The sequence below is a fragment of the Streptococcus mitis genome, from assembly GCF_905187495.1.
Lineage (GTDB): Bacteria > Bacillota > Bacilli > Lactobacillales > Streptococcaceae > Streptococcus > Streptococcus mitis_CU.
Genome location: NZ_CAJJIB010000029.1, coordinates 61370 through 75219 on the forward strand (window position 1 = coordinate 61370; position 13850 = coordinate 75219).

Below are 13850 nucleotides of genomic sequence, written 5' to 3' on the forward strand. Positions count from 1 at the left end.
ATCTCCTTAATTTGCCCAATCTCCGTTACGGAAGAGTGGTACACGTGTCCCATCCTCACGGATACCATCGATATTCATTTGGTCAGAACCAATCATAAAGTCTACGTGAACATCTGAACGGTTAAGCCCCGCAGCTTCAAGCTCCTCTTCACTCATCTCCGCTCCACCAACAACGCTAGTTGCATAGGCTGCACCAATAGCCAAGTGGTTTGAAGCATTCTCATCGAAAAGGGTGTTAAAGAAGGTAATACCTGACTGAGAAATTGGGCTTGGATCTGGTACCAAGGCACATTCACCCAAGGCGCGCGCGCCCGCGTTTTCAAATACAAGGTCTTTCATCACTTGATCACCCTTCTCAGCAGTGATATCAACGATTTGTCCATCCTTAAAGGTCACCTTAATACCTTCAATAATGTTTCCGTTATAACTAAGCGGTTTTGTAGAAGTGACATAACCATCTGCACGACGGAAATCAGGTGCTGTGAAGACTTCTTCTGTCGGCATATTTGGCAAGAATCCTTCGCCCTGTGCATTGATAGCACCAGCTGATTCCCAAACATGGTTTTTCGGCAAACCAAGTGTCAAATCTGTTCCTGGCGCTGTGTAGTGAAGGGCTGAAAATTGCTCTTTATTAAGCATATCGGCTTTGCTCTTGAGGATAGTTGCATGCTCTTCCCAAGCCTTAACAGGATCTTCTTCATAGACACGGCAAGTTTTGAAGATTTGGTCCCAAAGGAGATCGACTGCTTCTTCATCGTTCGCAGCATTTGGAAAGACTTTCTTAGCCCACTCAAGTCCAGCAGCGGCTGCTACCGTCCAGCTAACCTTGTTAGATTGAGTTGCGATTCGCATTGGCTTCATGGCAAGTCCCATAGCTTTAGCAGAAGCTGAAAGCTTGTCAGCATCCACACCGTTCAAAGCACCTGGATCAGATGAACGAACTCCAAGACGGCTAGCCTTGTTTTCCAAAAGATAGTTCATCTCAGCAATCTTATATTCTGGCACATTGTCCAAACGCTCCATCGGCGCATGGAGGAATTTCTCACGGTTAATCACATCATCTGTCCACTGAACAATAACCTCGTGCGCACCCAAAGCATAAGCTTCTTTGACGATTAAGTGAGCCAACTCGCGTTGCTCCACATCGATAGAGAGAGCCAAAGTGTGACCAGGTTGCACATTGATTCCGTTCGCAACCAACAATTTCGCATATTTTTCTAGATTTTCTTTAAAATTTGGTAAAACCATGTTGTTTCTCTTTTCTATTTTTATTTTTCTTTCATAGCAGAGAATAATCCTGCTAAAGCAATAGCACCTGACAAGAGTGCTGTCGATAGAAGTATTATCTGATCAGCAAGTTCTAATTGATATTCAAATACCTTCTCAGCCGGCTTATCTTCCGCAAAAATTCTTAGTTTCATCTTTTTTCCTCAAAGACCTTAAAACAACTCATCAAACAAACTTAACTGGTTATCCTCTGGCATATTTCCAAGAATCCCCATTTCATCCATTTTTTCAACCAAGGTTGATGAGAGCCCTCCACGCTTGCGTAGTTCTGTTTTAGAGAGGAATTCTCCCTCTTCACGCGCTCGCACCAACTGCTTAGCGACGTTCTCTCCCAGACCATCCATAGCGACAAATGGTGGAATCAGTGTATCTCCGTCAATGATGAATTCAGTCGCATCACTACGGTAGAGGTCTAACTTCCCAAACTTGAAACCACGTTCCCACATTTCATTGACAATCTCAAGAGTTGTATAGAGATCAATTTCCACATTAGAAGCCTCATTGTTCTTCCGTTTTTCAGAGATTTCTTCCATTCTGCGCTTGATAGCCTCCAAGCCCGCCCCCATGGTCTTGATATCAAAAGCCTTGGCACGAATGGAGAAGTAAGCACAGTAGTAATAAATAGGATGGTGAACCTTGAAGTAAGCTACACGCAAGGCCATCATAACGTAGGCTGCCGCATGGGCTTTAGGGAACATGTACTTAATTTTCCCACAGGATTCGATATACCACTCTGGCACCTTATTAGCCTTCATGGCTTCGATGTAGCCATTTCTCTCTTCTTCAGAAATCTTGAGCCACAAGCCCTTACGTACCCGTTCCATGATGGTAAAGGCCATCTTAGGTTCCAGACCAGCATGCATGAGGTAAACCATGATGTCATCCCGACAACCGATAACAGTCGATAGGTCCGCTATTCCTTGCTTAATCAAATCTTGGGCATTGCCCAGCCAAACATCGGTACCGTGGGACAGTCCAGACAACTGAAGCAATTCTGCAAAAGTCGTCGGATGGGTTTCATCGACCATGCCTCGGACAAAGTTGGTTCCAAACTCTGGAATCCCCAGCATGCCTGTCGGAGTTCCGATTTGTTCAGGAGTCACACCTAGCACATCAGTCCCAGAAAAGAGAGCCATCACGCCTTCGTCATCCATAGGGATTTCATTAGGATCAATCCCAGACAAGTCCTGAAGTTTTCGAATCATGGTCGGATCATCATGTCCCAGCACATCGAGTTTGAGGACGTTCTCATCGATATCGTGGAAGTTAAAGTGAGTGGTCTGCCATTCAGCCGTCACGTCATCTGCTGGATACTGGACAGGCGTAAAGTCGTAAACATCCATGTAGTTAGGAATAACAACGATTCCTCCCGGGTGTTGTCCTGTTGTCCGCTTGACACCAGCAGCACCTTGGGCAAGACGTTCCACCTCTGCATCACGATAAAACTTGCCATAATCTCGCTCATAGCCCTTGACAAATCCATAAGCGGTCTTGGCAGCCACCGTACCAACCGTTCCCGCACGGAAGGCATATTCCTCACCAAAGATATCACGCACATCCAAGTGAGCGCTAGGCTGATCTTCTCCCGAGAAGTTCAAGTCAATATCAGGAACCTTATCCCCATCAAAACCAAGGAAGGTCTCAAACGGAATATCCTGTCCGTTTTTGCTGAGTTTATGACCACATTTTGGACAGTCCTTATTAGGCATATCAAATCCTGAACCATAAGAACCATCGGTGATAAACTCACTGTACTGACACTGACCACAGACATAGTGAGGAGAGAGAGGATTGACCTCCGTAATCCCAATCATAGTCGCAACAAAACTAGATCCGACAGACCCACGAGAACCAACCAAGTAGCCCCGTTCATTGGAACGTTGCACCAGCATCTGCGATGCCAGATAAATCACGGCAAATCCATTCCCCAGAATAGAGGTTAGTTCTTTTTCAATCCGCAAATCAACAATATCTGGCAGTGGATTTCCATAAATCTCAAAAGCTTTCTTATAGGTCAACTCAGCAACCGTTTCTTCCGCCTTGTCGATAAAAGGTGTGTACAAATCACCTTTTACAACCTCAACAGGCTCAAAGGTTTCTGCCAAGGCATTGGTGTTTTCAATAACCAGTTTACGAGCCAGTTCCTCTCCCAAGAAGGCAAATTCATCCAACATCTCATTGGTCGTTCGAAAATGAGCCTTTGGAAGTGGTGCTGGTTGGGCATGTTCACCATGACCGATGGTCCGGTTAATCATAGCCCCCTGCCCCAAACTACGGACAATAATTTCACGATAAATCTCTTCTTCCGGTTCGATATAGTGAACATTTCCGGTAGCCAGAACAGGCTTACCAAGACGGTCTCCCACCTCTATCAAACTCTTGATAATGGTCTGGAGTTCCTCCATATCCTTGACCTGCTCCTTGGCGATTAAGGGAGCATAGATAGCAGGTGGCATAACCTCGATAAAGTCATAATACTTGGCCACCTCAACCGCCGCATCCACACCTTGGGAAACAACCGCGTCAAAAACTTCACCTTCAGAGCAAGCTGAACCTAAAATCAGACCTTCCCGATGGGCATCTAAAACCGTTCTCGGAATCCGTGGTACCCCTTCAAAGTACTTGGTATTAGACAGAGAAACCAGCTTAAAGATATTTTTTAGCCCCACCTGATTCTTGACATAAATGGTCGCATGCTTGATCCGAGCTTTTTTATAAGAATCTGGACTAATCAAATCAATGTTGAGTCTAGCTAAGTCGGTCACACCATGTTTTTCTGCTACCTCTTTGATAAAGATGAAAAGCAGACGACCTGTAGCTTCCGCATCGTAGTTGGCCATGTGGTGATGTTCCAAGGCCACACCAAAACGCTTGGTCAAAGGCCCCAAACCATGACGTTTATACTCAGGATAGAGGTTTCTAGCAAACTCTAACGTATCGATAACTGGCTGACTAATCCTTGGAAGACCATGACGCTCATAATTGGCATTCATAAATCCAACGTCAAAGGTAGCATTGTGGGCAACTAAGACCGTATCCTTGCAGAATTCTTGGAATTCTTGCAAAACTTGTTCTAGTGGTTTGGCATTTTTGACATGGTCATCTGTAATTCCAGTCAACTCAGTAGTAAAAGCTGACAAGGGATGTCCAGGATTGATAAATTCATCAAATTCAGCAATAACATTCCCCTTGTACATCTTAGAGGCCGCAACCTGAATCAAATCATTATAGATAGCTGAAAGTCCTGTCGTTTCCACGTCAAAGACCACGTAGGTCGCTTCTGACAAGTCCAGCTCCACTTCGTTATAGACGATAGGGACACGGTCCTCCACGATATTGGCTTCCATTCCATAGATTAGCTGGATTCCCGCTTTTTTGGCCGCCTTATAGCCGTGTGGGAAGGACTGGACATTCCCGTGGTCCGTGATGGCAACCGCCTTGTGTCCCCACTTAGCAGCTGTCGCAACGATTTCTTCAACCTCTGGTAGAGCATCCATGGTCGACATGTTAGTATGAGCATGAAACTCAACCCGGCGCTCACCTTCTGGCATCAAATCCTTCCGCTCATAGTGAACAACTTCCTGCACATCCTGCACATTCATAGTCAAATCGCGTGTGAAGTTATTCATCTCCACATTCCCACGCACTCGGAGCCAAGAATTTTTCTTGATTAGGTCAAATTTCTGAGCCTCTTCCTCGTTCTTAACCCACTTTTGCATCGAAAAACTGGAAGTGTAGTCCGTCATTTTAAAGTTGATCAAAACACGCCCTGTTCTGGTCACTTTTTGATCCACATCAAAAACAACCCCTTCAAAGACCAAACGATTTTCCTCCGTCGTCACTTCGATCATAGGAGTAATCTCTGCCTTATCTAGCTTGGGTTTAGCTGCAGCTTTTTTCGTTTGAAAATCAAAGGCTGGTTTCTCTTCCGCTGGAGGAGGTGCCATCTGTTCCAGTTGTTCCATAGCACGAAGCGCTTCCTCATTGGCAGCTTGAACAATCTGCTCATTTTCAGCATGAAAGGCTTCCTCTTGCTCTTGGGTCAGGACATCATTTTTCTCTACTTGACAGTTAAAAATTGGAAAACCAAACTTCTCAAGTTGTTTGGCTAAATTAGGAAGATGATTTTTCTTAAAGTGTTCCTTATCAATCGCCTCAGATCCTTCAATAAAGAGTTGATTGCCCTCCGCACGAACTCGCAAATTCTGATAAAGGGACTTAAAACCTTGACTAGCACATGGCCCCTCAGAAAAAGCCTCTCTATAGTAGGACTGCAAGAGTTGATTTGAAAATTCTTGAGACAGAGTCTTGATTTCGAAAATAGCTTTATTGCCTGTCTTAGAAAATTCTTCGCTCAAACCTTTCTTTAATTCTAAAAAGATTTCAATCGGTAAAATATTAGAAAATACGAAATGAAACTCCCATACCTTACTAATTTTATGAACCACAACTCGCTCAATATCGGCCTGTGCTAAAGCAGGATCCTGTCTCATTTCAGCAGGCATCCCCAGTTGATTCATCAAAATTTCAAAACTGTTTGACATTCATTTTCCTCACATTATTCTTCTACTATTTTACCATATTTAGAGGTATTTTCTAAAGACAAAAGGAAGCCACTAAGTGACTTCCTTCTAGAGTGAGGACGGATTAGTCTTCACCTTTGTTTTTCTTAATGATTTCTTCTTGTACTGACTTAGGTACATCTTCGTAGTGGTCAAATACCATCATGAATGTACCACGTCCTTGAGATGCAGAACGAAGAACTGTTGCGTAACCGAACATTTCAGCAAGTGGAACGTAAGCACGAACGATTTGGCTGTTACCATGTGCTTCCATACCATCTACACGTCCACGACGAGCAGTTACGTGACCCATAACATCACCAAGGTTTTCTTCTGGAACAGTGATTGTTACAAGCATCATTGGTTCAAGGATAGCTGGTTGTGCTGATTTAGCAGCTTCTTTAAGAGCAAGTGAAGCCGCGATCTTGAAGGCAGTTTCAGATGAGTCGACATCGTGGTATGAACCATCGTAAAGTTTAGCTTTAACGTCAACCATTGGGTAACCTGCAAGAACACCGTTAGCCATAGATTCTACCAAACCTTTTTCAACCGCTGGGATAAATTCACGAGGAACCACACCACCGACGATTGCGTTTTCGAATTCGAATCCTTTACCTTCTTCGTTTGGAGTAAATTCAATCCATACATCACCGAATTGACCTTTACCACCAGACTGACGTTTGAAGAATCCACGTGCTTGAGTAGAAGCGCGGAATGTTTCACGGTAAGATACTTGAGGAGCACCTACGTTAGCTTCAACTTTGAACTCACGACGCATACGGTCAACAAGGACGTCAAGGTGAAGCTCACCCATACCAGAGATAACTGTTTCACCAGTTTCAACGTTTGTTTCAACGCGGAATGTTGGATCTTCTTCAGCCAATTTTTGAAGAGCGATACCCATCTTGTCTTGGTCAGCTTTAGATTTTGGCTCAACCATCAATTGGATAACTGGTTCTGGAACGTTGATTGACTCAAGGATGATTTTAGCTTTTTCATCTGTCAATGAGTCACCAGTTGTAGTATCTTTCAAACCAACGGCAGCAGCGATATCACCTGAGTAAACAGTGTCAATTTCTTGACGGCTGTTGGCGTGCATTTGAAGGATACGTCCGATACGCTCACGTTTACCTTTAGAAGTGTTCAATACGTATGAACCTGATTGAAGAACACCAGAGTAAACACGGAAGAATGTCAAACGACCTACAAATGGGTCAGTCATGATCTTGAAGGCAAGAGCTGCAAATGGCTCTTCGTCAGATGCTGGACGAGTTTCTTCTTCGTCTGTATCTGGGTTAATACCCTTGATTGCTGGGATATCAAGTGGGCTTGGAAGGTAGTCGATAACCGCATCAAGCATCAATTGAACACCTTTGTTCTTGAAGGCAGAACCACACAATACTGGGAAGAATTCAACGTTGATAGTCGCTTTACGGATACCAGCTTTCAATTCTTCGTTAGTGATTTCTTCACCTTCGAGGTATTTCATCATCAATTCTTCGTCAGTTTCAGCAACTGCTTCGATCAATTTTTCACGGTATTCTTGAGCTTGGTCAAGGTATTCAGCTGGGATGTCTTCTTCAAGGATATCTGTACCAAGGTCGTTAGTATAGATTTCAGCTTTCATCTTGATCAAGTCGATGATACCACGGAAGTCATCTTCAGAACCGATTGGCAATTGGATTGGGTGTGCATTTGCTTGAAGACGATCGTGAAGTGTGCTTACAGAGTAAAGGAAGTCAGCACCGATTTTATCCATTTTGTTGGCAAATACGATACGTGGAACTCCATACTCAGTTGCTTGACGCCAAACTGTTTCAGTTTGAGGCTCAACACCTGATTGTGAGTCAAGAACGGTAACAGCACCATCCAATACACGAAGAGAACGTTGTACTTCGATTGTGAAGTCCACGTGTCCTGGTGTGTCGATGATGTTTACGCGGTGGTTGTTCCATTGAGCTGTTGTCGCAGCAGATGTGATAGTGATACCACGCTCTTGCTCTTGCTCCATCCAGTCCATTTGTGACGCACCTTCGTGAGTTTCACCGATTTTGTGGATTTTACCAGTGTAGTAAAGAATACGCTCAGTAGTTGTTGTTTTACCAGCATCGACGTGAGCCATGATACCGATATTACGAGTTTTTTCAAGTGAAAATTCGCGTGCCATGAGGTTTGTTTCTCCTATTTATTTTTGATTTCTATTCTATTATAACACGATTTTAATAAAAACGGATAGGCAGGACCTACCCGTTCTCAATGTTTTCATGCTATTGTTGGTTTCAACTTGTAGATTTACAAGTTGAATTGAACTCGGGCTAAAGTTAATTAGCCGATTTGAGCCGGAACGGGATGCTGTGTGAAAAAGATAAACTTCCTTGTATTCGTCGAATACTGCGTCAGTTTCCTATTTTCACCTTGCATCCTTACCGTTCCTAGCATCATGATTTAGTTGAGCTCAAGCTAAAAGTCTGGAGAAAAAGATGAATCTCATTGGTTGCAATCGCAACCTGCTTTGATTCCCTATTTTCTCTGGGACTTTCTTAACGCTTTCGCATCCTATATTACCAACGGAAGTGTGCGAATGCACGGTTAGCTTCAGCCATACGGTGAGTGTCTTCACGTTTCTTAACAGCTGCACCAGTGTTGTTAGCAGCATCCAAGATTTCTTTTGCAAGACGGTCTTGCATTGTGTGTTCACCACGAAGACGAGCGATTGTTACCAACCAACGAAGTCCAAGTGTTGTACGACGTTCTGGACGAACTTCAACTGGGACTTGGTAGTTAGAACCACCAACACGACGTGCACGTACTTCAAGTACAGGCATGATGTTTTCCATAGCTGTTTCAAACACTTCAAGTGCATCGTTTCCAGTAGCTTCTTTGATTTGCTCAAAAGCACCGTAAACGATTGAAGCAGCTGTACCACGTTTACCATCAAGCATAACGCGGTTGATAAGACGAGTAACTAATTGTGAATTGTAAAGCGGATCTGGCAATACGTCACGTTTTGGAGCTCTATTTTTACGACTCATTTCTCTTTATCCCCTTTCCTTATGCTTTTGGACGTTTAGTACCGTATTTAGAACGGCCTTGTTTACGATCGTTAACACCTGCAGTATCAAGTGCACCACGGACGATATGGTAACGTACCCCTGGAAGGTCTTTTACACGTCCACCACGAAGAAGAACCACGCTGTGCTCTTGCAAGTTGTGTCCGATACCTGGGATGTAGGCAGTAACTTCGATAAGGTTGCTCAAACGTACACGAGCGAATTTACGAAGGGCTGAGTTAGGTTTTTTAGGTGTCATTGTTCCAACACGAGTTGCAACACCACGTTTTTGTGGTGAAGAAACGTTTGTTTGAACTTTTTTATGACTGTTGTAACCAACGTTCAAAGCTGGTGATTTAGATTTTTCTACTTTTGATTTACGCGGTTTGCGAACCAATTGGTTAATTGTAGGCATCTACATTCTCCTGTGTTTTTTTATTTTTGGTGATGATACACTTGGTGACAGCTATCATCTGTGTGTACTTTTGCAACATTTGTCAGCACGTCCCTGTACACTCTTGAGAGACCAAAAGTAAAAAGTACCGTCTATTATTGTAACAAAATTTTCCCTTGGTTGTCAAGATATTTTTCTTTTTTATTGTTAATTTTAGCTCTTTTGTAGTGCTCCCTAAAAAAGAAAAAGGAGGAATCCCACCCTCCTAAAATTAATATTGTTCCATTCAATCTCATCAATTTTAGACATAATGTTCAAAAAATATTATATCATCACAACCAACCAGATTCTTTCGCAATATTAGCTGCCTCTGTTCGATTGCCTGCATGTAATTTAGAAAGAATATTGGTGACATAGTTTCGGACGGTTCCGTTGGATAGATAAAGTTTGTCTGCAATTTCTTGGTTAGATAAGCCCTGAGCAATTCCCTTTAAAACTGCGATTTCTTGTTCTGTTAATGGATTGGGATGCGTCATCACCACTTCCATCAATTCAGGCGAATACTCCTTGCGTCCCTCTAGGACGGTGTGCAAGGTTTGCATTAGCTCTGCAATGTTTCTTTCTTTTAATACATAAGCATCTACTCCAGCCTTGACCGCACGTTCAAAATACCCAGGACGCTTGAAGGTCGTCACCACAACCACCTTTGTTGCTAGATTTTCTGCTCGTATCCACTCCAAGACTTCAAGACCTGTCTTAACAGGCATTTCTACGTCAAGGATGGCGATATCTACAGACTCCTTTTCTAATAGTTGGATTGCTTCTTGCCCATTCTTGGCTTGAAAGACAGAGTCTACACCTGGTTGAAGCGTGAGCAATTGACACATAGCATCTCGCAACATACTTTGATCTTCTGCAACAAGTAGTTTCATCTTAGTTTCTCTCCTTATAAGGTAGTCGAACCTGAACTTCTGTCGGTTGTTTCCGACTAATTACCTTTACTTCTCCCGAAAATAGAAGAACACGATCTCGGACTGTATGGAGGTCATCCCTCTTTATAGAATCAAAGCCACAGCCATCATCTCTCACAATTAGAATGAGTTCCTTATCTGTCCGTTCTAATCTTACATAGGCTTTAGAAGCTTTGGCATGTTTGATGATATTGGTCACTAACTCAAGCAAAATCATGGAAGCTGTTGACTCTAATTCCTGAGTTAAGCTAGCTGTATCTAGTTGATTAGCTATTTCCACCTCAATTCCAGCAATTTCTAACATCTTTTTCACAGTCTCTAGTTCGGATGTCAAAGTTCTAGACTTAAGATTTTCCACAATGGTTCGCACTTCACGCATTGATTCTTTGCTAATTTGCTGTATTTCTCTTAATTCCTTTTCCACCTGTGGGTAAGCCTGCATTTGAAATAACTGCAAGGCTAGATCAGTTTTAACACTAAGCATAGCAAAGGTATGTCCCAAGCTATCATGCAAATCCTGACCGATACGACTACGTTCATTTTCAGCAAGCAATAGATTTATCTGGGCATTTTGCTTAGCCTGAGCTTCTTTCAAATCCTCCACAATACGAATCCGAACCAAGCCAAAAGTCATTAAATCGATAAAAGTGAGAATTCCAAGTAGATAGACTAGAAACTCAACTTCCTGAAAAATCAAAAGTTGCCCCACAACAAGGACTTGAGCAAGGAGAAAAGTTCGGACATGTAAAGAATTAAAACTACGTACGCCGAAATGATAAATTAAGAGATTGGCAAGGAAAAAGAAGAACCAGATATAATTCACAGCAACAACGGCAGTATAGCCAGCTACATAGACTAGCATGATAACCCAACAGAGCCAGGATAAACGCTGACTCTTGGTGGTTAAAACGCCTAAGTAAGCCAAGACAAACAGAATGTCAATCAACAAATGCCAACTAGGAAGCTCCCCAGTCACTACAGGAACGATGGGAAAAACCATAAAAATCAAACTGGCCCAATACATATAGTCTATGCTTTTCAGTCTTTCAAGCATTAAGCATTCTCCTTATGACCTTGAAGGTAAATGGTCAAACCAAACAAAACTGTTGAAAAAACAAGTAGATAAACTGTTGCTGATAAATTGATGCCATCCTCGTTTAAGAAGGTCTTGAGCAACTCCATCAACTGATAAGTTGGTAGGCACTTCCCGATTGCTTGCATCCAGTCTGGAAATAAAGAGATGGGCATCCAGAGTCCGCCTAAAACAGCCAAGCCTAGATAGAGAAGATTTCCCACGACAGACATCAGCTGACTAGAAGGCAAGAGTGTCAAGGTCAAGCCAAGCGCTACAAAAGCTACACTTCCTACTATCAGCAAGAGCGCAGCCCCAATCCAGCTTCCTAGAGGCATATCCACACCTCTAACCAAGTGCCCAACTGAGAAAACAACCAAGATTGAAACCAAATAATCAACCATCATACTTGTTATCTTTGATAGATAATATTCTACCATATTTACTGGAGTATGGCGCAATGTTTTCTGCCAGTTGTTGATTTTATCGGTATGTAAGACAGCTGGAAATGAAAACATGGCTGTCGACATCATGGAAAAGGCCGTCATAGAGATGAGGTAGTCACGCATAAAATTAGCTGGCCCATCTGGTGTATCCTGGTACATGCCTGAAAAGAATAAATAGAAGGCCGTCGGCATCCCTACGGATAATAGATAATAGACTAATTGTCGTTTGGTCAATAGAAATTCTATATTGTTTAGTGCGATCCATCGTTTCATCTTAGTCATCTCCCTTTTGTGTTTCTTCAAAGATTGTATCCAACAAGCTACGATTATTAACTTCAATTTCTTGAATCCTACATCCTGCTTGCACTAACAGTTGCCAGAAAGCATCCGCTTCACGTGTAACTACTTGCAGGGCATCTTGTTTTTGTGACCAGTTTTCAACCAAGTTTGACTGCTCAACGACTTCCTTGTATGCTAGAGGAAGGATAAAGTGCTTTTCAATCTCCTCACTGCGCATGGCTAGAGGTGTTGTATCGCGAATCAACTCTCCCTTATTCAAGACCAAGATTCGGTCCGCTGTATGCTCTACTTCTTCGATATAATGGGACGAATAGAGAATGGTAACTCCCTTAGCTTTTAGCTCCTGAACAATTTCCCAAAAGCGTTGACGGGTTGAAGTATCCATGGCAGCAGTTGGTTCATCTAAAAAGACAAGCTTTGGTCGCCCAATCAAGGTCAAGACAAAAGAGAAAAGACGCTTTTGTCCACCTGACAATTTTTCTGCCAATTGCTCTTTTTGTTGCTTGTCAAACTGCAATAGTTGGTCGATTTCCCGGTTGCTCAAGGGATTTGGGTAAATGCTTTGAAAGAAAGCAATCAACTCTTTTACCTTTAGTTTCTGAACGATTACATTCTCTTGAGGGAGGTAGGATCTTGTATAGCCTAACTGAGAACTCGTCACTGGCAAGCCTTGGATAGATACTTGACCGCTTGTGACCAGTTTATCTCCAAGCAAACAGTCCAAGAGTGTGGTCTTTCCAGCACCATTGGGACCAATCAAGGCGACGCATTCACCTTCTGTTACCTCAAAGGAAATATCCTTCAAAATAGCCTTGCCCTTGATGTTTTTATTTAGGCTTTCTACCTTAATCATGTTCATCATATTCTCCTTTCAGCCACTCCTTTCCCATAGGAAAGGCGATAAAAATCATAAATCCTAATCCCCAGGCACCACGGATGAATTGGTGAAGGAAGGCTTGATCAAACCAACCTGTAAACATTTCTACCAACCATACCACTAGTGATAGTCCAATAAAAAGATAGAGAAACGCTTTTTTCATTTTTCAAACTCCTTTTTCACATCTGAGACTAATTTCAAACCTTCTCGGATAAGCCAGGACATCATTCCAAATCCTGCAAATAGCTCCCAAGGAAAATGATAGAAATCTTCATCCAATCCTGAGAACATGAGATAAGTCATGACTCCTGCTGCTACTAAACTCATTGCGACAATTACTTTATGTTTCATTTTTTCTTCCTCCATTTGATACATCTAGTATAACTCTTTGAAGGTAGAATCGCTAGAAGCTTCTGTCATGAGGAAATATGACAAATGTCATAAAAGATTCTATTTAAAAGAATCAAGAAACATTACACAACAAGATACAGAGTATGAAAGAATCTATAGTACCTCCATCAAAGTGATATCAAATTTAGACTATAACGTAAACTAATACGCATTTAAAATCAAAAGATCGGAAATTTTTATCGTACAAAACATATATATTATAGGTAGCGCAAAAAAACTCTTCATTTACTTTCTTAAAAGTTTGTGAGAATTATACAATCTGTTAAATTTTAATTTATGTACCTAAACTACAGTAATCATTGAACAAATCAGGAAACAAAAAAGTATACTCAATCAAAATGAATTACTGAAATTAAAAAAGAGAGAAGCAAACTGATTCTCTCTTAATGTATATAATATCTAGTTAAAACAAAAAAGATACGCTTACGTATCTCTGTAATGAATCGGGAAGACAGGATTCGAACCTGCGACACCTTGGTC

12 protein-coding genes are annotated in these 13850 nt (G+C 42.2%); all 12 read right to left on the minus strand.

All coding sequences use genetic code 11. The annotated features are described in order from the left end of the window. Positions 1 to 6 precede the first annotated feature (6 nt). The 12 genes from JQ843_RS04725 to JQ843_RS04780 all read right to left on the minus strand — a co-directional run bounded on the left by JQ843_RS04725 (position 7) and on the right by JQ843_RS04780 (position 13325). Complete coding sequence (locus tag JQ843_RS04725; protein WP_203213017.1) at positions 7 to 1248, minus strand: aminopeptidase; 1242 nt, start codon at positions 1246 to 1248, stop codon at positions 7 to 9. Between the two features lie 20 nt (positions 1249 to 1268). Next, the gene (locus JQ843_RS04730) at positions 1269 to 1421 is read right to left on the minus strand and encodes a hypothetical protein (RefSeq protein WP_203213018.1); all 153 of its coding nucleotides are present in this window, start codon (positions 1419 to 1421) and stop codon (positions 1269 to 1271) included. An 18-nt stretch (positions 1422 to 1439) separates the two neighbouring features. Next, on the minus strand, positions 1440 to 5831 hold the full coding sequence (locus JQ843_RS04735; RefSeq protein ID WP_203213019.1) for a PolC-type DNA polymerase III: 4392 nt from the start codon (positions 5829 to 5831) through the stop codon (positions 1440 to 1442). A gap of 103 nt (positions 5832 to 5934) precedes the next feature. Then, on the minus strand, positions 5935 to 8016 hold the full coding sequence (gene fusA, locus JQ843_RS04740) for an elongation factor G (protein ID WP_000090348.1): 2082 nt from the start codon (positions 8014 to 8016) through the stop codon (positions 5935 to 5937). 394 nt (positions 8017 to 8410) lie between these two features. Next, entirely contained in the window at positions 8411 to 8881 is a 471-nt protein-coding gene (gene rpsG / locus JQ843_RS04745) for a 30S ribosomal protein S7 (protein ID WP_000087873.1), read from the minus strand. A gap of 19 nt (positions 8882 to 8900) precedes the next feature. After that, positions 8901 to 9314, minus strand: coding sequence for a 30S ribosomal protein S12 (gene rpsL / locus JQ843_RS04750; RefSeq protein WP_001142332.1), 414 nt, complete (start codon positions 9312 to 9314; stop codon positions 8901 to 8903). Positions 9315 to 9625: 311 nt separating this feature from the next. Further along, positions 9626 to 10225 (minus strand): response regulator transcription factor, encoded by a 600-nt coding sequence (locus tag JQ843_RS04755; RefSeq protein ID WP_203213020.1) that lies wholly within the window; start codon positions 10223 to 10225, stop codon positions 9626 to 9628. A 1-nt stretch (position 10226) separates the two neighbouring features. After that, complete coding sequence (locus JQ843_RS04760; RefSeq protein ID WP_203213021.1) at positions 10227 to 11318, minus strand: sensor histidine kinase; 1092 nt, start codon at positions 11316 to 11318, stop codon at positions 10227 to 10229. Continuing rightward, positions 11318 to 12055: an ABC transporter permease gene (locus tag JQ843_RS04765; RefSeq protein WP_203213022.1), complete on the minus strand. Its 738-nt coding sequence runs from the start codon at positions 12053 to 12055 to the stop codon at positions 11318 to 11320. Before JQ843_RS04765 ends, JQ843_RS04760 begins: the two co-directional genes overlap by 1 nt. Before the next feature lies 1 nt (position 12056). Next, positions 12057 to 12941 carry an ABC transporter ATP-binding protein gene (locus JQ843_RS04770; protein WP_049551207.1) on the minus strand — a complete coding sequence of 295 codons (885 nt, stop codon included), beginning with the start codon at positions 12939 to 12941 and terminating at the stop codon, positions 12057 to 12059. After that, positions 12928 to 13122: a hypothetical protein gene (locus JQ843_RS04775; RefSeq protein ID WP_004258091.1), complete on the minus strand. Its 195-nt coding sequence runs from the start codon at positions 13120 to 13122 to the stop codon at positions 12928 to 12930. Before JQ843_RS04775 ends, JQ843_RS04770 begins: the two co-directional genes overlap by 14 nt. Beyond that, positions 13119 to 13325: a hypothetical protein gene (locus tag JQ843_RS04780; protein ID WP_025170907.1), complete on the minus strand. Its 207-nt coding sequence runs from the start codon at positions 13323 to 13325 to the stop codon at positions 13119 to 13121. The genes JQ843_RS04775 and JQ843_RS04780 overlap by 4 nt, the downstream gene beginning before the upstream one ends. Positions 13326 to 13850: the final 525 nt, after the last annotated feature.

Bases quoted from the DNA above. Each gene is read 5' to 3' on its own strand.
- JQ843_RS04725 (WP_203213017.1), bottom strand. From the start codon at position 1,248: ATGGTTTTACCAAATTTTAAAGAAAATCTAGAAAAATATGCGAAATTG.
- JQ843_RS04730 (WP_203213018.1), bottom strand. From the start codon at position 1,421: ATGAAACTAAGAATTTTTGCGGAAGATAAGCCGGCTGAGAAGGTATTT.
- JQ843_RS04735 (WP_203213019.1), bottom strand. From the start codon at position 5,831: ATGTCAAACAGTTTTGAAATTTTGATGAATCAACTGGGGATGCCTGCT.
- fusA (WP_000090348.1), bottom strand. From the start codon at position 8,016: ATGGCACGCGAATTTTCACTTGAAAAAACTCGTAATATCGGTATCATG.
- rpsG (WP_000087873.1), bottom strand. From the start codon at position 8,881: ATGAGTCGTAAAAATAGAGCTCCAAAACGTGACGTATTGCCAGATCCG.
- rpsL (WP_001142332.1), bottom strand. From the start codon at position 9,314: ATGCCTACAATTAACCAATTGGTTCGCAAACCGCGTAAATCAAAAGTA.
- JQ843_RS04755 (WP_203213020.1), bottom strand. From the start codon at position 10,225: ATGAAACTACTTGTTGCAGAAGATCAAAGTATGTTGCGAGATGCTATG.
- JQ843_RS04760 (WP_203213021.1), bottom strand. From the start codon at position 11,318: ATGCTTGAAAGACTGAAAAGCATAGACTATATGTATTGGGCCAGTTTG.
- JQ843_RS04765 (WP_203213022.1), bottom strand. From the start codon at position 12,055: ATGAAACGATGGATCGCACTAAACAATATAGAATTTCTATTGACCAAA.
- JQ843_RS04770 (WP_049551207.1), bottom strand. From the start codon at position 12,941: ATGAACATGATTAAGGTAGAAAGCCTAAATAAAAACATCAAGGGCAAG.
- JQ843_RS04775 (WP_004258091.1), bottom strand. From the start codon at position 13,122: ATGAAAAAAGCGTTTCTCTATCTTTTTATTGGACTATCACTAGTGGTA.
- JQ843_RS04780 (WP_025170907.1), bottom strand. From the start codon at position 13,325: ATGGAGGAAGAAAAAATGAAACATAAAGTAATTGTCGCAATGAGTTTA.